27 protein-coding genes are annotated in these 19,538 nt (G+C 50.2%); 5 read left to right on the top strand and 22 right to left on the bottom strand.

What is annotated here, in order from left to right; genetic code table 11:
* Positions 1-3: 3 nt before the first annotated feature.
* From accB to aroQ, 4 genes are all read right to left on the bottom strand, one after another.
* Complete coding sequence (gene accB / locus DPV68_RS06595) at positions 4-459, bottom strand: acetyl-CoA carboxylase biotin carboxyl carrier protein (protein ID WP_114165991.1); 456 nt, start codon at positions 457-459, stop codon at positions 4-6.
* A gap of 112 nt (positions 460-571) precedes the next feature.
* Entirely contained in the window at positions 572-1,138 is a 567-nt protein-coding gene (efp, locus tag DPV68_RS06590) for an elongation factor P (RefSeq protein WP_114165990.1), read from the bottom strand.
* Between the two features lie 29 nt (positions 1,139-1,167).
* On the bottom strand, positions 1,168-2,235 hold the full coding sequence (locus DPV68_RS06585) for a M24 family metallopeptidase (protein WP_114166078.1): 1,068 nt from the start codon (positions 2,233-2,235) through the stop codon (positions 1,168-1,170).
* Positions 2,231-2,668: a type II 3-dehydroquinate dehydratase gene (gene aroQ, locus DPV68_RS06580; protein WP_114165989.1), complete on the bottom strand. Its 438-nt coding sequence runs from the start codon at positions 2,666-2,668 to the stop codon at positions 2,231-2,233. Before aroQ ends, DPV68_RS06585 begins: the two co-directional genes overlap by 5 nt.
* Before the next feature lie 141 nt (positions 2,669-2,809).
* Between aroQ and DPV68_RS06575 the strand changes: the two genes are divergently transcribed.
* A complete protein-coding gene (locus DPV68_RS06575) occupies positions 2,810-3,754 on the top strand; it encodes a DUF1385 domain-containing protein (RefSeq protein WP_114165988.1) in 945 nt (314 codons plus the stop codon).
* 16 nt (positions 3,755-3,770) lie between these two features.
* Positions 3,771-4,184 carry an SA1362 family protein gene (locus DPV68_RS06570; RefSeq protein WP_114165987.1) on the top strand — a complete coding sequence of 138 codons (414 nt, stop codon included), beginning with the start codon at positions 3,771-3,773 and terminating at the stop codon, positions 4,182-4,184.
* Between the two features lie 55 nt (positions 4,185-4,239).
* On the opposite strand, the gene hpt is transcribed toward DPV68_RS06570, so the two are convergent.
* The gene (gene hpt / locus DPV68_RS06565; protein WP_114165986.1) at positions 4,240-4,767 is read right to left on the bottom strand and encodes a hypoxanthine phosphoribosyltransferase; all 528 of its coding nucleotides are present in this window, start codon (positions 4,765-4,767) and stop codon (positions 4,240-4,242) included.
* Between the two features lie 175 nt (positions 4,768-4,942).
* Positions 4,943-5,371, bottom strand: coding sequence for a transcriptional regulator MntR (gene mntR / locus DPV68_RS06560; protein WP_114165985.1), 429 nt, complete (start codon positions 5,369-5,371; stop codon positions 4,943-4,945).
* A 170-nt stretch (positions 5,372-5,541) separates the two neighbouring features.
* On the opposite strand from mntR, the gene DPV68_RS06555 reads away from it, so the two are divergent.
* Positions 5,542-5,916 (top strand): rhodanese-like domain-containing protein, encoded by a 375-nt coding sequence (locus DPV68_RS06555; protein ID WP_114166077.1) that lies wholly within the window; start codon positions 5,542-5,544, stop codon positions 5,914-5,916.
* 84 nt (positions 5,917-6,000) lie between these two features.
* On the opposite strand, the gene gcvPB is transcribed toward DPV68_RS06555, so the two are convergent.
* The 13 genes from gcvPB to DPV68_RS06490 all read right to left on the bottom strand — a co-directional run bounded on the left by gcvPB (position 6,001) and on the right by DPV68_RS06490 (position 14,765).
* Positions 6,001-7,476, bottom strand: a complete 1,476-nt coding sequence (gcvPB, locus tag DPV68_RS06550; protein WP_114165984.1) for an aminomethyl-transferring glycine dehydrogenase subunit GcvPB — start codon at positions 7,474-7,476, stop codon at positions 6,001-6,003.
* Positions 7,476-8,813, bottom strand: coding sequence for an aminomethyl-transferring glycine dehydrogenase subunit GcvPA (gene gcvPA / locus DPV68_RS06545; RefSeq protein WP_114166076.1), 1,338 nt, complete (start codon positions 8,811-8,813; stop codon positions 7,476-7,478). The genes gcvPB and gcvPA overlap by 1 nt, the downstream gene beginning before the upstream one ends.
* 25 nt (positions 8,814-8,838) lie before the next feature.
* Positions 8,839-9,912: a glycine cleavage system aminomethyltransferase GcvT gene (gene gcvT / locus DPV68_RS06540; RefSeq protein ID WP_114165983.1), complete on the bottom strand. Its 1,074-nt coding sequence runs from the start codon at positions 9,910-9,912 to the stop codon at positions 8,839-8,841.
* Positions 9,913-10,059: 147 nt separating this feature from the next.
* Positions 10,060-10,398, bottom strand: a complete 339-nt coding sequence (locus DPV68_RS06535; protein WP_114165982.1) for a hypothetical protein — start codon at positions 10,396-10,398, stop codon at positions 10,060-10,062.
* Positions 10,395-10,880 (bottom strand): shikimate kinase, encoded by a 486-nt coding sequence (locus DPV68_RS06530; RefSeq protein ID WP_232819532.1) that lies wholly within the window; start codon positions 10,878-10,880, stop codon positions 10,395-10,397. Before DPV68_RS06530 ends, DPV68_RS06535 begins: the two co-directional genes overlap by 4 nt.
* Complete coding sequence (locus DPV68_RS06525; RefSeq protein WP_114165981.1) at positions 10,873-11,151, bottom strand: hypothetical protein; 279 nt, start codon at positions 11,149-11,151, stop codon at positions 10,873-10,875. The genes DPV68_RS06530 and DPV68_RS06525 overlap by 8 nt, the downstream gene beginning before the upstream one ends.
* The gene (locus tag DPV68_RS06520) at positions 11,151-11,633 is read right to left on the bottom strand and encodes a prepilin-type N-terminal cleavage/methylation domain-containing protein (RefSeq protein WP_157964148.1); all 483 of its coding nucleotides are present in this window, start codon (positions 11,631-11,633) and stop codon (positions 11,151-11,153) included. The genes DPV68_RS06525 and DPV68_RS06520 overlap by 1 nt, the downstream gene beginning before the upstream one ends.
* The gene (locus tag DPV68_RS06515; RefSeq protein WP_232819531.1) at positions 11,569-11,757 is read right to left on the bottom strand and encodes a hypothetical protein; all 189 of its coding nucleotides are present in this window, start codon (positions 11,755-11,757) and stop codon (positions 11,569-11,571) included. The genes DPV68_RS06520 and DPV68_RS06515 overlap by 65 nt, the downstream gene beginning before the upstream one ends.
* A gap of 34 nt (positions 11,758-11,791) precedes the next feature.
* A complete protein-coding gene (locus tag DPV68_RS06510) occupies positions 11,792-12,136 on the bottom strand; it encodes a prepilin-type cleavage/methylation domain-containing protein (protein WP_232819530.1) in 345 nt (114 codons plus the stop codon).
* An 89-nt stretch (positions 12,137-12,225) separates the two neighbouring features.
* Complete coding sequence (locus DPV68_RS06505) at positions 12,226-12,537, bottom strand: competence type IV pilus major pilin ComGC (protein WP_232819529.1); 312 nt, start codon at positions 12,535-12,537, stop codon at positions 12,226-12,228.
* Between the two features lie 16 nt (positions 12,538-12,553).
* Positions 12,554-13,531: a type II secretion system F family protein gene (locus tag DPV68_RS06500; protein ID WP_114165976.1), complete on the bottom strand. Its 978-nt coding sequence runs from the start codon at positions 13,529-13,531 to the stop codon at positions 12,554-12,556.
* Entirely contained in the window at positions 13,513-14,310 is a 798-nt protein-coding gene (locus DPV68_RS06495) for an ATPase, T2SS/T4P/T4SS family (protein ID WP_232819543.1), read from the bottom strand. Before DPV68_RS06495 ends, DPV68_RS06500 begins: the two co-directional genes overlap by 19 nt.
* A 68-nt stretch (positions 14,311-14,378) precedes the next feature.
* On the bottom strand, positions 14,379-14,765 hold the full coding sequence (locus tag DPV68_RS06490; RefSeq protein ID WP_114165974.1) for a Spx/MgsR family RNA polymerase-binding regulatory protein: 387 nt from the start codon (positions 14,763-14,765) through the stop codon (positions 14,379-14,381).
* A gap of 250 nt (positions 14,766-15,015) precedes the next feature.
* Here DPV68_RS06490 and DPV68_RS06485 point away from each other — a divergent pair, with 250 nt between their 5' ends.
* Positions 15,016-15,279 (top strand): DUF2626 domain-containing protein, encoded by a 264-nt coding sequence (locus DPV68_RS06485; protein ID WP_021067727.1) that lies wholly within the window; start codon positions 15,016-15,018, stop codon positions 15,277-15,279.
* Positions 15,280-15,315: 36 nt separating this feature from the next.
* On the opposite strand, the gene DPV68_RS06480 is transcribed toward DPV68_RS06485, so the two are convergent.
* On the bottom strand, positions 15,316-15,936 hold the full coding sequence (locus DPV68_RS06480) for an MBL fold metallo-hydrolase (protein ID WP_114165973.1): 621 nt from the start codon (positions 15,934-15,936) through the stop codon (positions 15,316-15,318).
* A gap of 157 nt (positions 15,937-16,093) precedes the next feature.
* On the opposite strand from DPV68_RS06480, the gene DPV68_RS06475 reads away from it, so the two are divergent.
* Complete coding sequence (locus tag DPV68_RS06475; RefSeq protein ID WP_114165972.1) at positions 16,094-16,273, top strand: DUF2759 domain-containing protein; 180 nt, start codon at positions 16,094-16,096, stop codon at positions 16,271-16,273.
* Positions 16,274-16,358: 85 nt separating this feature from the next.
* On the opposite strand, the gene DPV68_RS06470 is transcribed toward DPV68_RS06475, so the two are convergent.
* Both DPV68_RS06470 and DPV68_RS06465 read right to left on the bottom strand, forming a co-directional pair.
* A complete protein-coding gene (locus DPV68_RS06470; RefSeq protein ID WP_114165971.1) occupies positions 16,359-18,275 on the bottom strand; it encodes an LTA synthase family protein in 1,917 nt (638 codons plus the stop codon).
* 241 nt (positions 18,276-18,516) lie between these two features.
* Entirely contained in the window at positions 18,517-19,479 is a 963-nt protein-coding gene (locus DPV68_RS06465; protein WP_114165970.1) for an ROK family glucokinase, read from the bottom strand.
* Between the last annotated feature and the right edge of the window lie 59 nt (positions 19,480-19,538).

Below are 19,538 nucleotides of genomic sequence, written 5' to 3'. Positions count from 1 at the left end.
ACCTCACTTCACGCTGAAGAGCGCTTGACCGTATTCGACTAAATCACCGTCAGCGACGAGAATCTCGACGATTTCTCCGCTGATTTCCGTTTCGACGTCATTGAACAGCTTCATCGCTTCTAAAATACAGACGATTTGACCGGCCTCGACACGGTCGCCGACTTGGACGTAAGCGTCCTTGTCTGGTGCCGGACGTGAATAGAACGTCCCGACCATCGGCGACGTGATCGTCCGCAAGTTGGTCGGCATTGGTGTTAGAGCCGCCTCTTGTTCTGTTTCACCGACAGGTTTAGGTGCTGCGATCGGGGCCGTTTGAATGACCGGTGTATGCTGAGCGACAAGTTGTGGGGCCGCTTCTTTTTTCAAGGATAGTTTAAACTCGGACGTCTCGAGCTCCATCTCGTGGACGGACGTCTGATCGAGCAATGTGATCAGCTCTTTAATATGTTCGATTTGCATGAAATAACCCCCTGTTTATACCTGGTACTAATCTCTACTCTACTATAACTGGTCAGACCAGTGAATGCAATGACAAAAAAAGGGCCCATTCCGAAGAATGGACACCTGTGGTTTACCCGTTATAGCGGCCTGTGAACTCGCCTGTGCGCGTGTCGACCGTTACTTTTTCGCCTGGCTCGATGAAGAGCGGCACTTGAATGACATGGCCTGTCTCGACCGTCGCGTTTTTCTTCACGTTCGACGCCGTGTCGCCTTTGACGCCTGGATCGGCTTCGACAATCGTCAAGACGACCGTCGTCGGGAGCTCGATCCCGAGAATCTCGCCATCGTAATCAGCGATGCTCACTTCCATGTTCTCGAGCATGTATGGAAGCGCCGCTTTCACTTGCTCGCCCGTGAGTTCGAGCTGCTCATACGACTCTGTGTCCATGAACACATATGTGTCGCCCATCGGATAGAGGTACTGCATGCGTTTCCGCTCGATGTGCGCGCGCTCGATGCGCTCGCCGCCACGGAACGTCGTCTCTTGAATCGCACCTGTGCGCAAGTTACGCATTTTCGTACGGACGAAGGCCGCGCCTTTACCAGGTTTGACGTGTTGGAACTCGATGACTTGCCAAATCGAACCGTCCGATGTTTTGACCGTTAAACCTGTTTTTAAATCGTTAACTGATACCATGTTGATTTCCTCCTAAGATGAGCTGAGACTCAAGCCTCAATCGTAATTAACTCTTTTGGCGACTGCGTGAGACGGAAGTTTCCAGTCTCGGTGATGACGATGTCGTCCTCGATGCGGCATCCGCCGATTCCGGCGATGTAGATCCCCGGTTCGACCGTGACGACCATCCCCGGCTCGAGGACCGTCTCCGAACGGAATGACAACCCTGGCGCCTCATGCACTTCCATGCCGAGACCGTGACCTGTCGAATGTCCGAAGTATTCACCGTAGCCGGCTTCTTTGATCACGTCACGCGTCAACGCGTCCGCCTCGATTCCCGTCATCCCGGCTTTTGTGCCTTCGACGCCCGCTAGTTGAGCGCGGAGCACCGTCTCATAAATGTTGCGCAACTCGTCTGATATCTCTCCAACGGCGAGCGTGCGCGTGATGTCCGAGCAGTATCCTTGATAGTAAGCACCAAAATCGAGTGTCACAAGTTCGCCTGTCTCGATGACCTTGTCGCTGGCCACACCGTGCGGCAATGCCGAACGATGGCCCGATGCAACGATCATATCAAACGATGACGAGTCAGCACCTTGAGCCCGCATGAACATCTCGAGTTCGTTGGCGACTTCTTTTTCGGTCCGACCTGGACGGATAAACGACTGGATATGGGTGAACGCCGCGTCCGCAATCGCCGCAGCTTCCTTCATAATCTTAATCTCTGACTCATCCTTAATCAAGCGTAGCTTTTCGACGATACCTGACGTCTCGACGAGCTCGGCGTTGACGTCTTTTTCATACGTCCGGAATTGACCGACCGTCATGTCATCTTGCTCGATGCCGAGGCGCGCGACCGCTTGCTCCGTCACGACTTCTGCGACCGACTTGATTAGCGACGTCTTGTGTTCGATGATGTCAAAACCTTTCACTTGGCTCGCGGCCTGTTCCGTGTACCGGAAGTCGGTGATGAAGCTCGCCGACTTTGCTGTGATGACGAGGACGCCACTCGACCCGGTGAATCCCGACAAGTAGCGGATGTTCTCCCGTTTCGTCACGAGCAATCCGTCAATTCCGTTCGCTTCTAGCTGAGCTTGCAGTTTGTTGACCCGTTCAATCATGTCGATTCCTCCAATGTACGAGCAATGCCTGCAACGCGAGCGTGTAACTCGTCAAGCCGAAGCCGCTGATGACGCCGAGACAGACGGCGGCAAGTTTCGATTCGTGACGAAACGACTCCCGTGCATGCACGTTCGAGATATGTACTTCGACGACCGGGGCGTTGATGGCGGCGATGGCATCTCGGAGCGCGATTGACGTATGCGTATACGCCCCGGCGTTGAAGATGACCCCCGCGTAATCATACGCTTCGTGCAGCGCATCGATCAGCTCGCCTTCATGGTTGGATTGGACGAACGTCAACTCGACGTCATCTGGCGCAGCGAGCAACAGCTCCGCCGTCAGTCCCTTCAACGAGACGTCACCGTATACGTCCGGTTCACGTCTCCCGAGTAGATTCAAATTCGGTCCATTCAAGACGAGTATATGCACAAGTCTCCCCCCTGTTCATCAAGTCGCCTCTATTGTAACAAATTTAATGGTTGTAGCGACAATTGACGTTCATGTGGTTTCGTTTTTTAGGTGAATCACGTTATAATTCAACTATATAACTGTAGGAATCGAGGAAATGCCATGAAAACTAAACCACCGATCCCTGTGGGAGGCCAAGCGCTTGTGGAAGGCGTCATGTTTCAAGGACGCGCCGAGAGTGCCTCGGCAATCCGCCGGAAGGACGGATCTATCGAGACGTTCGAGCAACCCCGCATCCTCGTCCCGTGGGTCCAATCGTTAAAGAAAGTCCCGTTCCTGCGCGGCGTGGTCGCCTTATACGAATCGCTCAAAAACGGTTCCGCCCACATGAACTTCGCTAGTGACCGTTATGACGTCGACCCGAGCGAGGACGAGGCGACGAAACCGGATGAGAAGAAACAGAACATCTTGATGGTCGTCATGATCGCCATCGTCGGGGTCATCTCATACGTGTTCGGCAAGCTCATTTTCAACGTCACGCCGGCCCTGCTCGCCGCCATGTTCCAAAACGTGCCCGCATTGTCCGGTCACGTGATTCAAAACCTCCTCGAAGGGGGAATAAAATTAGTATTGCTGCTCAGTTACCTTTATTTGATTTCCTTGACACCACTCATTCGCCGCGTGTTTCAATATCACGGCGCAGAACACAAGGTCATCAACTGTTATGAGTCCGGACGACCGATCACCGTCGATAACGTCCGTTCAAGCTCACGCCTCCACTATCGTTGTGGGTCAAGCTTCATCCTATTCACCGTTTTCGTCGGCATCGGCGTTTATATGGTCGTCCCAATCGATCCGCTCTGGGTTCGACTCGTCAGCCGCATCGCCTTGTTACCTGTGGTCATCGGCATCTCGTTCGAGGTGCTTCAATTCACTAACCGTTTTCGTGAGCATCGCTTCCTGTCCGTCCTCGGCAAGCCGGGACTATCATTACAGCTGTTGACGACGCGTGAACCAAACGATGAGCAAATCCGCGTCGCCATCGAGGCTTTTAAAACATGGGAACGTTCAGAACTAGGTCAACCGGTCGCGCAAAGAGAGGGATAAAGAGGAGGAAAGCACCATGATCAGACAAAGAATCGGTACGACCGCTGCCACGATCGTGTTCATCTTAGGCTTCATCGGAGTTGGACATATGCTCGCGACCGATCCCGGTCGATTATTCAGACAGTTGCTCTTCATCGGTATTTTCGGGTTAATCTTCTATGTGATTTACCGTGTGTTCATGGCGCCCAAAATCTCGGCCGAGGATATGCGGTACCGGAAGACGGCCCAAGCTTCCAAAAAACGGATGCGACGTCCCGGTGCGAACCCTAAAGTGAAGCCGTCCGCTACGACGAAAAAGAAAGCGAAACCTGGCTCGAACGTGACGAGACTCTCGAAACGTCCGGTACGTTCGACGCATCGAAGCGACGCGCCTCACCTCACCGTCATCGAAGGGAAAAAAGGCAAGAAGAAAAAGAAAGCAAATATGTGAAAACGAACCAGGTCGCTACGGGCGATCCGGTTCGTTTTTTGTCGTGATTCGAAAATCAATTCGTCTCGACGAAACCGATATACGGCAGATTGCGATACTGCTCGGCGTAGTCGATACCGTAGCCGATGACGAATTCATCCGGTATCTCGAAGCCGACGTAATCAGCGTCGAGCGTGACGAGTCGGCGGGCCGGCTTGTCGAGCAGTGTACAAATCTTCAGTTGTCCGGGTTGATGTAACGTCATATGCTGACACAAGAATTTGAGCGTCTGCCCCGTATCAATGATGTCTTCGATGATGACGACATACTTTCCTTCAACATCGAGGTCTAAATCTTTCCGGAGTTGGACGTTCCCGCTCGAGACCGATTTTTTCCCGTACGACGACGTCGCCACCGTGTCGAGTTGGACACTGCCCGTCATCTGTCTCATCAAATCAGCTGCGAAGACGAGCGACCCTTTCAAGACTGCCACGAGGACGATCGGCGTCCCGGCCGCATCGCGTTCGATTTGTTCAGCGAGTTCCGCCACACGTTGTTTGATTTGCGCTTCGTCAAACAGTTTCCCTTTGATTTGAATATCCATAATATCGGCGATTGTTCGCCGTCACCCCCTTATCTTTCTTAACAGCACCCATTCTATCATAAAATAATCTCAAAAATAGACTTTACTTTATAAATCTTAAGTCATTGTTCGGTTTTCAGTTACATTTAAAAAAAGACCGCTTCCGATTCGATTCATCGGTCGCGGTCGTTTACATTCACTCGTCTTCAGTACGGTTCACCTCTTGAAACGCACGAAACTGGGCCATTAGTTCAGGTTTGTCTTCAAAAAATTCGACGAATTGAGTCATGCAGTCGAGCGTATTCGAGCTCAAATGGTGCTCGATGCCTTCGACGTCTTCGTAGACATGTGCCTCGTCGACACCAATCAAACGCAAAAATGATTCGAGCATCGCATGACGCTCGACGAGTCGTTTTCCGATTTTTTGACCTTTTTTCGTCAACATCAGTCCTCTATATTTCTCGTAAATCAAATAGTCTTCGCGGTCAAGCTTTTGCACCATTTTCGTGACAGAGGAGGGATGCACCCCTAAATATTCGGCGATATCGGACACGCGAGCGTATCCTTTCTCGACCATCAGCAAATAAATTCGTTCTAAGTAATCTTCCATACTCGGTGTCGGCATGGGCGTAGCCTCCCCTTATGTTCCGTTCTGCAACCTCTATTTTAACGCAACCACTTGGAAACCGAAAGCAGAACGGGTAAATCCATCAGTCAATCATTGTCTCATGACCTTAAATTCTTTATAATGGATGTTGGTGAAACTTAATAGAGAAAGGGAGATCATCAATGGGAATCGAAACGATCCTCGTCATCATCCTATGGGCTGCGCTCATCGCATACATCGTCTGGCGTTTTTTACCGGCACGCGGTTTGAAGAAAATGAAACAAGAAGAGTTTCGTGCGTCGCTCCGTAAAGGACAATTGATCGACGTCCGTGAACCGAACGAGTATAAGGGAGGCCACATCGTCGGCGCCCGTAACATCCCGGTCGGACAAATGAAACTGCGCATGAAAGAACTTCGCAAAGATCAGCCGATCCTCATGTATTGCCAAGGCAAGTCACGTACGAACCAGGCGGCCAAGCTGCTTATGAAAAATGGTTATACCGACATTTACATGCTCGATGGCGGTTTCAAAAACTGGAAAGGGAAAATCAAAAAAGACTGACCTGTTCACTGCGTCCTCTCCTTTTAGCGGAGATGGACGTTTTTTTACGCAAAAAAACCGCCCACAGAAGGTGAGCGGTCGGATTCAATTGATGGACGACGGTTGGCGTCGTTCGTATTTGAGCACCGGTTTCCGAGCCGCAAGCGTCTCGTCCAACCGTTTGACGACCGTCGTATGCGGGGCCGTCTGCACGATTTCCGGATTCTCTTCTGCCTCTTTGACGATTTGGAGCATCGCGTCGCAAAATGCATCGAGCGTCTCTTTCGACTCCGTTTCCGTCGGTTCGACCATGATGCACTCCTCGACGTTGAGCGGGAAGTAGATTGTCGGTGGGTGGTAACCGAAATCGAGCAAGCGTTTGGCGATATCGAGCGTCCGCACGCCAAGTGCTTTCTGGCGTTTTCCAGACAAGACGAACTCATGCTTGCAGAACGTGTCATACGGGACGTCAAAGGCGTCTTTCAAACGCGCGAACATATAGTTGGCGTTCAACACCGCTTCACGTGAGACGCGCGTCAACCCTTCCGCACCCATCGTCTTGATGTAGCTATAAGCCCGGACGTTAATCCCGAAGTTGCCGTAGAACGGTTTGATGCGGCCGATCGACTGCGGACGGTCATAGTCGAGCGTGAAGCCCGATTCGGCACGGCGCGCGATCGGCGTCGGCAAATACGGGATCAAGTCGCGCTTCACTCCGACCGGCCCAGAACCCGGACCGCCACCACCGTGCGGCCCTGTGAACGTTTTATGCAAGTTCAAGTGTACGACGTCAAAGCCCATATCCCCAGGACGGGCGATCCCTAAAATCGCATTCGAGTTGGCACCGTCATAATAGAGTTTGCCGCCGGCCTTGTGGACGACTTTGGCGATCTCTAAAATATCAGCCTCGAACAAACCGAGCGTGTTCGGGTTCGTCAGCATGAGCGCCGCCGTATCGGCCCCGACTTTTGACTTCAAATCTTCCAAGTCGACGAGCCCGCGCTCATCCGACTTGACGGTCACCGTCTCGAAACCAGCGACGACGGCCGAGGCGGGGTTCGTCCCGTGTGCCGAATCAGGCACGAGTACTTTCGTCCGTTCCATATCACCGTTGTGATGGTGGAACGTCTTGATGAGCATGAGACCGGTCCATTCCCCATGGGCCCCTGCTGCCGGTTGAAGTGTCACTTCATCCATGCCGGTGATCTCAGCAAGTTGTTCTTGCAGGTCGACCATAAGCTCGAGCGCCCCTTGAATCGACTCGACCGGCTGCAGCGGGTGAATATGGGCAAAACCAGGGAGTCGGGCCATGTCTTCATTCACTTTCGGGTTATATTTCATCGTGCACGAACCGAGCGGATAAAAACCTGAGTCAACGCCGTGGTTGCGGGTCGAGAGAGACGTGTAATGACGTACGACATCAAGCTCCGACACTTCTGGCAGTTCGGCCGCTTCCTGACGGATCATCGTCGCCGGCAAGAGCGTCTCCAAATCAACTTCCGGCACGGTCGGCGTCGGCAAGTTGTAACCGGTCCGTCCAGCACGTGACACTTCGAAAATTAACGTTTGTTCGTGTTGCATCACTTCATCCCCCCTACCACTTCAACAAATTGATCGATTTCTTCTTTCGTCCGAAGCTCCGTCGCACAAAGCAACATTTGCGTCTGGCGGTCCGTTTCATATGTCCCGAGCAGCAAACCGCCGATGATGCCATGGTCAAGCAGATGACGGGATACTTGCTCCGCATCAATTCCGAAGTCGACAACGAACTCGTTGAACATCGGACCTTCACCGACCACCGTATAACCAGCCTTCTTGAGCGCTTCCTTCATGTAATGGGCCGTTTGAATGTTACGCACGGCCATGTCACGAATCCCGTACTTCCCGAGGGCCGACATTGTGATCGATGCAGCGAGCGCATTGAGCGCCTGGTTCGAGCAGATGTTCGACGTCGCCTTATCACGACGGATGTGCTGTTCCCGGGCTTGGAGCGTCAAGACGAAACCGCGCTTCCCGTCCTCATCGACCGTCTGTCCGACGAGGCGACCCGGCAGTTTGCGCATGAGCGCTTTCTTGACGGCAAAGTACCCGCATGACGGACCGCCGAAGCTTTGCGGAATCCCGAACGGTTGGGCGTCACCGACCGTGATGTCGGCGCCGAGTGCACCCGGCGACTCTAAAATCCCGAGTGCGAGCGGGTTGCTCGAGACGACGAACAAGGCACCGGCGTCGTGCGCCGCTTTTGCGAGGGCCGTCAAATCTTCGACGCGGCCATAAAAGTTCGGATATTGGACGACAAGACACGATGCGTCCGTCAAGTCGATGTCAGACATGTCAGTCACTCCAGCGTTCACGTCCGTATATTCGACCGTGAGCCCAGGCCCACCAGCGTACGTGCGGATGACATCTTTCGCTTCCGGATGGACCGCGCCCGAGACGACAATCCGTTTTTTCTTCGTATGGGCACTCGCAAGATACGTCGCTTCGGCAAGTGCGGTGATCCCGTCGTACATCGACGAGTTGGCCACGTCCATGCCCGTCAACTCACAAATCATCGTTTGGAACTCGAACATCGCTTGAAGTTCACCTTGCGAGATTTCCGGTTGGTACGGCGTGTAGGCGGTATAAAACTCAGAACGAAGAAGCATATGGTTCATGACGCTCGGTGAAAGATGATCGTACATACCCGCTCCGAGAAAACTTGGCGTCGATTTCGTATGCACATTTTTCTCGGCAAGCTTCGTCATGTGACGAACGAGGTCGACTTCCGGGAGCGGGGCACCGATGGCCGCCAATGAAGCCGTCTCCCGAAGCGATGCCGGAATATCCTCGAGTAAGTTCTCAATCGACTCGACGCCGATCGTCTGCAACATGTCACGCTCATCTTGCTCTGTCATCGGTAAATAACGAAACTCCATTCTGTTCATTCTGAATCCCCCTGTATCATTTACGTTTGTAAAACGGTGTCGGCACACGTTCGGCTTCTATTTTTTTACCCCGAACTTCAACGATAAAGTGTGTCGCTTCCGCGAAACGGCGGTCGACGCGCGCCCAGGCGATTGATTCGTTAACCGTCGGTGGCATCGTACCGGTCGTGACAACACCGACCGTTTCCCCGTCGACTTCGACCGTCGCCCCTTGACGGGCGATGCCGCGCCCGAGCAAGCGCAAACCGATTAAACGACGCGGGATGTCTTCTTTTTGCTTCACGAGGGCATCCTTGCCGATGAAATCAGTGTCGAGTTTGACGGCAAAGTTCAAGTTCGCCTCGAACGGCGTGACCGTCTCATCGAGCTCGTGCCCGTATAATGGCAAGCATGCCTCGAAACGGAGCGTATCGCGGGCCCCGAGCCCGCATGGCGTGACGCCTTCGGCTTCTAACGCCGACCAGATCGCGGCTACGTCTTCGGCCCGGGCATAAAGTTCAAACCCGTCTTCCCCCGTATAGCCACTGCGTGAGACGATGGTCGACACGCCCGCCACGTCGCCGGTCATGAATCGGAAAAACTTGATGTCGGTTAACGGCAAATCCGTCAAACGGCTGAGCACTTGTTCAGCCATCGGTCCTTGGATGGCGATTTGACCATAGGCATCCGACTCATCCGTCACCGTGACGTCACCTGTGACATAATCACGGACGTGCGCCACGTCTTTCTCGATATTCGAAGCGTTGACGACGAGCCAAAATGCGTCTTCATCGAGTCGATAGACGAGTAAATCGTCGACGACACCACCGTTCGGCAGACAGAACAAATTATATTGTGCCTGGCCGATTTGTAATTTCGTGACGTCATTCGTGACGAGACGTTGCACGTTCTCGAGCGCATCCGGCCCTTCGATGCGAATCTCTCCCATATGCGACACGTCGAACATGCCAACATGGTTGCGAACAGCTTGATGCTCTTCTTTAATCGACGAGAACATGATTGGCATCTCAAACCCCGCAAAATCCACCATCTTCGCCTTTACGGAAATTAAATCATATAAAGGCGTACGTTTTAACGATACTTTCTCCATATTATCCCCCAATCCCGAACGTAAGTAATGTATTTCACGAAATATTTCGTTTTCCATTCTACTCTATCAATTTTTCACGGCGTTGCCCAGCTAAATTGGACAAAAATAAAGAGGATGAAAAACGAAAACGTTTTCATCCCCATTATTTCATATTTTGGTCTCAGTGGAAACGTCTTGGCGTTCGATTCCAGCGGTCCGTTTAATTTCTTTCGTCAAGCCGACGGTCGCCTGCTTCAACTCCATCGCCTCGTCTTTCACTTTAACGGAGTACGACTTCATCTGTTTCACAGACGAATTGACCGTATCCACGTGTTGCTTGATTTCATTAACGAGACCCTGAATGACATTCGCACGAATCTTAAAGCGTTCCGTCAACCGGGTGACGCGACGGATATCCGTTTTCATATGGTTCCGGTATAGTAAGAACCCATACAAGCCGAGACCCACTAATGCGAGTACGATGATGCCTAGATTGATCCAAATCATGTATCTTCCTCCCTTATTTGATATAAAGTTTGTGCAATCACTTCGGTGCTGAGTGAGGCGTCAAGCACGTAGTCGGCACGCGCGTATAGCGGCCGGCGACGCGCGTATAACGCTTCGACAGTTGTTTTTCCGCGGCGGACGAGAGGCCGGTCCGAGTCTTTGATTCGATCCCAACACATCTCATACGGTAAGTCGAGCGCGATGATGACGCCACGCTCTCGCATCAAATCAAAATTGTCGTCCCGTTCGACGATTCCCCCGCCTGTCACGATATACGCGGCGTTTGCTTGTTGCAAGAGTTTACTTTCTTGCAGACGGAATGCATCTTCCCCGTAATGCTCAAAATACGTCGAGATATCCATCTTTACATGAGCTTCGAACATTTCATCTAAATCGATGGCGTGATCCGATATTTCAAGATATCGTTTTAAGCTAGATTTACCTGTACCCATAAACCCGATGATGTAAAACGGTTTAATCATCGAAATAAATCACCTCTTTATGTCGTTCTCCAGTAGTAAGACGAATGTCGACCTCGATTGTACCGTTTCCTTGGGGCCGACAGCCGATTGTTCCAGTCGGTTTCGATATTGTGACCGCGGTCAGGCCACAGGAATTTTTGGCGACCATGATGTGTGACTCGAAGCGAATTGCCAAAATGTCGAGCGTTAGCCGCTCAGAAATGCGTTCCTGACTAGTATACCAAAACATCGCACCGCCGAGTAACCACGTCAACACAAGTAGCGTTGACATCACAAAGTATCCGCGCGCATGCACATCACATTCTTCTCGCGGGGACCTGTCGTATCGGTCCATTGAATCCGAAAACCTTCCCCTACCTGTTCGACTCGATATGTTTCGATTCCTCTTAAGAATAACAAATTCCCTCCATTGTCTCCGACCATCACCAAGTTTTGATTAATCTGCTTAAGCTTCCAAGCCCATGTCGTATCGTCCGGCCGTACATATGTACCGATGAGACGCCCAGATTCGACATTGCAATCCCGGCTATCGAATAGCTTTCGGACGATCAGTTGAGGTGTCGGCGACATCGAATCGTTTGGTTGTTCGTAAAATTGTTGGCCAAGCGCTAACAAGTGAACCGTCAACCCGATGAACAACGGGATTAGAAGTAACGTAAAACTCACTTCAAGTAACGTGAATCCCCGCTCAAAGCGTCGGTAGACAAAGTTCCTCGTCGCATACTTCTGAACGTCCGCTCGGTTCAGCAGCATCGCGCAACACCTCCCCTTGCAAGCGCTCGTATCGCCGAACAGTCGTTTCAAGACGGTCGATTTGTTCCGTCGTAGCTTCGACAAAAGGTGCGATGACCCCTACCCATGTTAGGAGAAGTGCCAAGCTCAAACAAATTTCCCAAAACGTGATCCCTTGTTCATTGTTCTTCAATGCGAAGTACCTCCGGCTCATACGTCCCCATCCTAAACTTCAACGTCACTACCGTCGATCCCGTATAAAACTTCCACTGCCCTGCATACGTCGCTGCAGTACGCGAGAAAATAATCTCATTCGTCGAAGGGAGAATCATTTCTACCCCTTCCGGAACAACGCGTGATGCGATTTGCGTCGTACCACAAACAATCTGATAGCGACGCTCTTTTACATACCACCGTAGACGCGGCACACAAGCTTCATCGGCGGCGACGTATGGATGTTGTCCAGACTCGGCTATATCGTCGATAAGTGCCTCGGTGAAATCAAACAGGGCCAATCGATCCATTGATCGAACAACCGGGGTAGTCATGAGGAGTAGGAACGACAACATAACGAGCACAGACGCCATCTCGACCAATGTATGTCCTTCTTGTTTCATTGTTTGATTAGCGTACCGGTCGTCGGGGCATAAGTGTAAGTCAGCGACTGACAGCTGTACTCGAGCGGCGTTTCGGTGTCAGCACGCTCGATTACTGCCAACGTCTCGGGATAAGCCTTATGTTCTGCATAGTATAAGTTAATCTCTGCCTCGACAATGCGGACACTACCCTCACAACTGACACTATCTGCCCTTGATTTCCCGTCTGACATCGATGGGACGAGTAGTAGTAGCAATATCGAGATAATGAGTAGAACGGCTGCCATTTCGACAAGGGTAAACCCTTGTTCAGATTCAAATCGTGTCATGTTCATTTCCTCCTTGTTATAGTTGGGCCATAATCAACTTGACAGGTAAATAAATCGTGTAGAAAATCATCGTGACCATCATTGTCAAAAAACCGTATAGTGCCGGTTCCATCTTCGTGATCAATTGCTTCCAGTACAACTCCATCTCCTCAAACACGAGATCTCGATGGAGCACCATGATCGATCCGAGTTCGCCACTCACTGTACCGACACCAAACAGACTGACGACTTCATGCTCGAGCAATCGCTCTTTTCGGGCCGCCTCTTCGAGTTCGAGCCCCTCCGACATACGCTCATGCATTCGTTTCGCAATGGCCGCAACCTCTCCATCACCTAGAGACAGTCGTTCAATAATCTGGCGGATTGAACCTTGCCCTTCATTCAAAAGTGAGAGCTCGCTGACAAACAAATACGTGACGTATAACCGTCTACCACGTTCAATGAAGCGCAACGGAACGAGTCGGCCTCGCTTCCCATTCCAATAGAAGCCGGCTGCTGTCACGAGTAAACCGACAAAGAAACCTGGAAAGAACCACCGGGACAACAGAATCGCATTCAATCCGTCTAGCGCCTCAATGTCCACCATCGACAGCAGTTTCGGAAAAATATAGAGTGCATAGATTGCCCCGAGCCCAAGGAGCATCGTTAAAATCACGAGTGGGTAACGTGTCAATTGCTTAAGCTCTTGCTGTAGATTGCGACGCATCGTCGACAAAACGAGAACTTGCTCGAGACCTTCCATAAAGTGATGGCCACGTTCAGCCGTGACGAGCATTTCGCGCATTCTTGGGTCGATGACGAGTACCGAGAACACTTCCGCGAGCGAACCACCTTGTTCAAGTTTAAGCCGCATGTCACGCACCACTTGTTTAGCCTTACCTCTTTCGTGAAGTTCAAGTGTTTCAAACGTTTTCTTCAATCCGACCCCGCGTTTTTGTAGTCTCAGAAAACGCTGAATTGTGAACAAGTCTTGATTCATCTGATTTCGGACCATGAACATGTCACCTCCTCTTCCCGGTGCAGGATGCACCAATAGCGAGGAATTTCCATCTTACCGACAAGTTGTTCGATCCTGTGTTCGCCATCCTCAACATTTGCCGTATGGAACGTCGCAATCGTCAAGTGTCCGCTTAGTGCCGCGTCATGGGCTACACGTAATTCCTCACTTGTCCGGATTTCTCCGATGACGATAACGTCGGGGTCAGCCCGCAGGATCTCTTTTAACAAACTACGATGGTCAAGACCCGCTTTCAAGTTGACTTCAAGTTGAATCACTCCTGGCACTTGTTTCTCCGGCGGGTTCTCAATCGTGACGATACGGCGTCCCGTCAAAGTCTGCAAAAAAGCATAGAGGACCGTCGTCTTGCCCGCCCCTGTCGCTCCCCCGAGTAATACCAGCCCTTGCCGAAGCTCGGTTATGTTTAAAAAGTGACCGACATCCACGTCATTCAGCAGTTCGGATAATTGTAACGAGGCATTCGGGAGACGCCATGACATGAGCGTATGGTCGAAAGACGGTAAAAACGTAACCCGAATCGCATCATTGGCGCTGATATACATGCCGGACTGGGGCACACGATGATCCGTCTCCGTCAACGAGCACCAATATCTCATATGTAGCGTCAACCGTTCATAGTCAAACCGTGACATCGATTCAAGTTGCCGCAGGCGCATACCATGACGAACCTGAATCATCACCTCGTCTTCAACAGGCATAAAGTGAACATCGCTTGCGTTCAAATCTTTTGCCTTTCCCACGACATGCTCAATCATTCGTTTCACTTTCACCACCTCAATTGAAAGCATAAAAAAAAGCCCACTCATTGAAAAGTGGACTTGTCTCATGAAACGTTTGAAGTTGTTGATTCGTACCTGCGGGCATACGCTTCGATTGTCGCTTTATCGTAGCCAACAATGACTTCGTTGCCGTCCGTCAAAATCGGGCGTTTCAATAGTTTGGGATTGTCGCTCATCAATTTGAGCAATTCACTCAGCTTTAAGTCATCCACGTCAATGTCTAACTGTTTGAAGGCTTGGCTTCTTGTGGCGAGAAGCGAATCAACCCCATTTTCACTGAGCGCCAAGAGAGTCTTTAATTCGTCTACGCTAGGGGCATTGCGGAAGATATGACGCTCGCTCACCTCGAGATGTTGCTCTTGTAAAAACGCTTTCGTTTTACGACATGATGTACAACTCGGGTACGTATAAAACATCAGTTCATTAGCCATGTTAATACCTCCTTTTAAGATTGAAAATCAAATCGTTCAATGTGTGTAAGTTGATTATACAACTTCGTCGATGTGTTGTACATAGTTTGTACAAGTTTTTTTATTTTTTTGTACAACTTTGTCCAACCCGATTATTTCACATATTTTTCACGATTATTTTGCTCAATTCACACGTTTTCATAGCATTTTTCTGAATGTGTTGGTAAAATAGTGAATGAGAATGGAATAATGCACGTATGGGGGGATTAACATGGCGAGAATGTTCCGTGTCCTAGGCTTTTGGACTGGGTTGATCGCGGCGCTTGCTTTCGTAGGCGCACTCGGTGGAGATCAAAGCAGTAGCGAACATAGTGGTGACTTCGTCGTAATGGGTCTTGTCTTTTTAGCTCAAACTATTTTCTTCGTTGCACTCGGCTACTTAAAACTTACTGAAAAAACGTATGTATACGTGTTCGGCGCTTACTTGACTGTCTTTTTCGTCGTCTTCACGTATTGGAGTAACTTCCAAATGTAAAAAAGATTGTCTCCTCGTGAGACAATCTTTTTTTGCTTATCTGCTAAAAAACGGATTCGTCCGTATCTCAGCCTCGAGTGTCGTCTTTGGCCCATGGCCCGAATAGAGGATTGTCTCGCCTGGCAATAGTTGGCGCATACGGTCAATTGACCCGAGCAAAGTTGCTTGGTCACCACCGTATAAATCAGTTCGTCCTACCGACTGTTTAAAAATCAAGTCTCCACAGAATGCGATGCGCTCGATTGGAAAATAAAGCGTCACACTGCCCGGTGAATGGCCTGGTGTGTGATGAAGCTCAATGGTGAACGTGCCAATTTGAAGCGTTTTGCCTTGATAGACCCGTTCAGCCGGCCGCATTGCTGGATGTGGCAGATGAAACTTCGACGCCCCGTTTTTCTCACCGTCCATCAGCCATGTCCGTTCCGCTTCATGAACGTAAACAGGAACATTGTAACGGTCACGCAGGGCATCAATTCCCCCAATATGGTCAAAATGAGCATGCGTCAATAAAATGGCGCTCAAGCCGCCGAAACGTTCGACCGCTTCAAAAAATTTCGGGTCGTCCGTCCCTGGGTCAACAATGATGACGGTCCCTTCTTTTTCAAGCACATAACCGTTCTCTTGGGCTAGACCCGACGTAATTCTTACTATGTTCATATGAAACACCTCCTTCATCATTCTAATCGATATTGTGGCAAAATTGTAGCCGAGGCTTTCTTTGCTCGACACCGTCTGTATTATCGGATAAAATAATAATGATATTTCAGTGAAATTTTTATGAATTTCATGACGTACAATAAAGGGGGAACTCGTCATGCATTTGTATGAACCATTTGGTTGGATGTCGCTCATCGTAGCACTCGTTGCAATTTGGGGAATGGCTCGTTCGTTTAAGAAACGCCAATTCTTCCCACTTGCTTTCGCCGCTATTACTGTCCTTGTATTTGGATTCTTCGGTGTCGCGACTTTGATTTACGGCGGAATACCGAGCTAATGAATCCCAGCCTGAAGACGACCTCGGTCGTCTTTTTTGGTATAACAAACAGCGCCGTCCCAGCTGAGCAGGGCGGCGCTGTTGCTTACTCGTCGGACTGTTCTTTAAAACGAAGCAAATCCGAGTAAATCAAGTCATCATTCATTTGGAGAATCTTCTCTGCTTCTTCACTATCCGGTCCACAGAGTGAGACGTCCTCCACGACTTCACCACTCGAGGCCTCATAGCAAGTCGACTGCGTCCAGACATACTCGTCAGTGATGACAGTGCCGTCACGGAAGATGGCACGACTTGTACGATCTTCAGATAACAAGTCACTACCGAATCCGATCGTGTCCGACGTGTCGATTCCAAGCAAGTGAAGAATCGTCGGTTTCATGTCAACGTGACTGCCGATCGTCTCGTGCACTTCGCCCTTGACTTGTCCTGGCAAGTGGACCGCGAATGGGACTTGCTGAAGTTTAGCCACGTCAAATGGCGTCAATTCGTCTTTTCCAAGAAGTTCGGCCATGGCGTCGTTATGGTTCGTCGAGATGCCGTAATGGTCACCGTAGACGACGAAGATTGTGTCGTCCCACATGCCGTTCGCCTTTAACTCATCGATGAACAACCCGAGCGCGTAGTCTTGATAAGCAAGCGCCTGAGGGAAATTGTTAAGCGTCGTCGAACTCGTCTCGAACTTCGGTACGAGCTCATACTCTTCACTCGGCATCGTATACGGGAAGTGATTCGTCAGCGTGATGAACTTTGCATAGAACGGTTCTGGTAATTCCTCAAGCATCGGAATCGACTGTTCGAAGAAGCTATCGTCGAGCAACCCCCACTCCGTCATGTTCTCAGGGTTCCCGAGATCATAGCTCTTCTCGTCGAAGAATTGATCGACACCAATGTTTTGATACATCAAATCTCGGTTCCAGAACGATTTATTATTGGCATGAAATACGGCCGAATAATAATTGTCTTCCTTAATCAATTCAGGAAGCGCTTGGAACTCGTTGTCGGCGTTCGTGAAGTAAACGGCGCCGCGCGGAAGCCCATAGAGCGAGTGATCAAGTGCGAACTCGGCATCGGACGTCTTCCCTTGTCCGACCGTATGGTAATAGTTCGGCCAGTAATGTGATCCTTCGATTAATTTGTTTAAGTTCGGCGTAATGTACTCGCCGTTTGAGGCTTTCATGTTATGAGTGAAATTTTGGGCTGACTCGAACGAGACAACGATGACATTTTTACCTTTATATTTTCCGAAATAATCCGGATGCGGTGCCGCGTAGTGTTGGCGGGTGTACTGTTCAATCTTAGACAGTTCTGATTCATCTGCCATCGCCTTCTGAGCCGATGTCTTCGTTTGAAGCATCGCGTCATAGACGTGAAAGTTGAACGTTCCGATATTCTTGACCAACAGCTCCCGGTCGAACGACCGCGTCAACAGTTCAGGACGTTCCGTTTCGGCGAGCGACAAGTTGAACAAGAAGACGACGACCGCCGTCACGAACGTCACGAGCGCTCTGCGATGTGAAGCTGCCGTTGCTGTCGCGTTGATCCGCCATAAGATGAATGGCAAGACGAGAACATCTCCAAGAATAATCACATCTTTCCATTCCAACAGCGACGTGAACGACGTCGATAATGTCTCCATGTTCGACGGCTGCAAAATGACCGGCATCGTCAAATAGTCGGTAAACTCTCGGTAATAGACGGCATCTGCGAACAAGATGAATGACGCCGCGGCATAAAGCATGTACAAGACCCATTTCTGCTTATTTCCTTTGAAGAAGAAACTGAAAGCAAATAGGAATAAGGTCGAGCTGATCGGGCTAATCAGCAAAATGAAGGCCTGAGCCGTGTTTTCAATCGGGATGTTAAAGAAAAATTGGTAAACTACGTACGTCTTCGTCCAGAGTAATAACGTAAAAATCCAAAATAACCGATATTCTTGAAACGAAGCGCGGACCGTGTCATTCAGTCGGTTAGTAAGCTTCGAAAAGCCCTGTAAAGACTTCATCTGACGGTCTCCTCCTCTATTCATGGGACACAATATTTTACACACTGCGTCCGCCATATTATTTATTAATTCAATAAGCTTGTTATACATTTCACGTAAGATTATAGGTCAGTATCAAGTCCAAATCTTACCCCTTTTTTAACAAAAAATCAACTCTGTCATTACAAACTTTACATTATTCCATACCCGTTCCAAAGAAAAAGCACGCCTGTATCAAAACACAGGCGTGCGTAGACAATCCTTATAAACGTGTCGGCAAGAAATGTTTGCGAGCGAGCCAAGCACATCCGATGACACCTGCATCGTTCTCGAGTTCAGCGATTTTGAACGTGGTTGACGCGTAGACCCGTTCGAGAGCGAACCGTTTGAACTGTTCGTCGAGCGGCTCTAGGAGAGCTTCACGCGCTTTCGAGACGCCGCCTCCGATGACAATCATCTTTGGATTCAATGTGTTGGCGATATTCGAAATCGTCAATCCAAGATATTCAGTCATTTCGTTCACGACCTCTGTCGCAACCACATCTTTCGCCTTAAACGCTTCAAACACATCGCGTGCCGTCACTTCTTTCAAGTCGTTCAACGTTGTTGTTCGATTTTTGCGTTTTTGAAGAGCAAGGCGGGCCACTCCGGTCGCCGAGGCGATTGTCTCGATACAACCTTTACGCCCGCAACCGCACATGACGGCTTTCGACTCGTCACGCTCAACAGTGATATGACCAATTTCTCCAGCCATCCCAGCTACCCCGTGGACAATGTTCCCGTTCGTAATGACACCTCCGCCGACACCCGTTCCGAGCGTGATGGCGAGGAGTTCTGAAGCCCCTTCACCGGCACCTTTCCACATTTCACCGAGTGCGGCAGCGTTCGCGTCATTTTCTAAAACGGCTGGCAACCCGACGGCTTTTTCGAACTCACTGACAAGTGCGAAGTTTTTCCAACCAATGTTCGGCGAGTATTCGACGACACCTTCTGAAAAGTTGATGAAACCCGGCGCGCCAATACCGGCACCAGCAAACTCTTCTTTCGCTTTACCCGATTTTTCTAAGTAAGCGTCAAATGAAGCCGCGATATCGGTAGGAATATGTACCCCATTCTCACGGATGTCCGTCGTAATCTCCCACTTATCAGAAATGATCCCGTTCATATCGAGGACGGCCATTTTTACCGTTGTTCCACCGATGTCAATCCCTAATAACCACTTCATTCAATCCACTCCTCGTCTCGATTAAATCGCTTCCATCCCATAGTTTACACTATTAAACC

The organism is Exiguobacterium sp. TNDT2, assembly GCF_003331145.1.
In the GTDB taxonomy this organism is placed as follows: Bacteria; Bacillota; Bacilli; order Exiguobacteriales; family Exiguobacteriaceae; genus Exiguobacterium.
The sequence above is the reverse complement of the archived record's forward strand: the minus strand, read 5'-3'. Positions and strand labels throughout refer to the sequence as shown.